A 1,256-nucleotide genomic window follows, 5' to 3' on the forward strand; every position below is an offset into this window, starting at 1 on the left:
TGGATTTCGACGGCCGACGAGCCGTTATAGCGTTCCAGACGCGGCGAACCATAGGTCCATTCGCCGCTGGAGAAGGCCGAGAACGGCACCATGTCGCCGCCGGAATTGCGCACGTACCAGCGGTCCAGATCTTCCGGCTGCATCCGCGAACCATCGTTTCCTTGCACATAGACCTTCTTGACGCGGCCACGATCGATGAAGTCGTTGACGTAAGTGCCGCCCCAGGCCGTCGACAATGTCGTATCGATGTCGGAGAGCGTTATGTTGAGCGCACTTGCCTTTTCAGCATCGATATTGACCGAATATTGTGGCGTGTCCTCCTGGCCGTTCGGGCGGGTGCCGAACAGTTTCCCACTCTTGCCAGCGGCGCCCAGCAACTGATTGCGGGCGGCGATCAGGCTGGCGTGGCCGGCGCCATTGATATCCTTGATGAAGAAATCGAAGCCGCTGTTGTTGCCGAAACCGGGAATTGCTGGCGGAGAGAGCGCGAAGACGCTGGCATCCTTGATCTTCGAGAAAGCGCCCATGGCGCGGCCGGCGATCGCCTGCGCCTTCGATTGCGGCGTGGTGCGTTGCGCAAAATCCTTGAGCTTGATGAAGGCCAGACCGACGTTCTGCCCCTGACCTCCAAAACCAAAGCCCGCAACCCCCATAACGCCGTCGACATAATCCTTCTCGTTGTTGAGATAGTAGTCGGTAACCTGCTTCAACACCTTCTCGGTACGATCGTCGGCGGCTCCGGCGGGAAGCTGCACGCTCGTAAGAAGGATGCCCTGGTCTTCATCCGGCAGGAACGAACTCGGCAGGCGATTGAACAGATAGCCGACGGCAGCCGCGATCAGCACGAAGACAAGGATGAAGACCGGCGTGCGCTTGATGATGCCGCCGACACTACGCTGATAGCCGCGCGTGCCACGTTCGAAATTGCGGTTGAACCAGCCGAAGAGGCCGCGTTGCTTCGATCCATGCTCGGGTTTTTTCAGGATCGTTGCGCAGAGTGCGGGCGTCAGGATAAGGGCGACAATGACGGAGAGCACCATCGCCGAGACGATCGTCACCGAGAACTGCCGGTAGATGACGCCGACCGAGCCCGAGAAGAAGGCCATCGGAATGAACACGGCGGAAAGAACCGTAGCGATGCCGATCAGCGCGCCGGTAATCTCGCTCATGGATTTCAGCGTCGCCTCGCGCGGTGATAGCCCCTCTTCCTCCATCACGCGTTCGACGTTTTCGACGACGACGATGGCGTCATCCAC

At 59.6% G+C, this 1,256-nt stretch carries 1 protein-coding gene; it reads right to left on the reverse strand.

Going from position 1 to position 1,256, the window contains the following annotated elements; genetic code table 11:
* Positions 1–1,256, reverse strand: a 1,256-nt coding sequence (locus EX00_RS11950) for an efflux RND transporter permease subunit (RefSeq protein ID WP_047457754.1), incomplete at both ends; no start/stop codon positions are given.

The organism is Martinezella rhizogenes (assembly GCF_000799715.1).
GTDB classification, from domain to species: domain Bacteria; phylum Pseudomonadota; class Alphaproteobacteria; order Rhizobiales; family Rhizobiaceae; genus Rhizobium; species Rhizobium rhizogenes_C.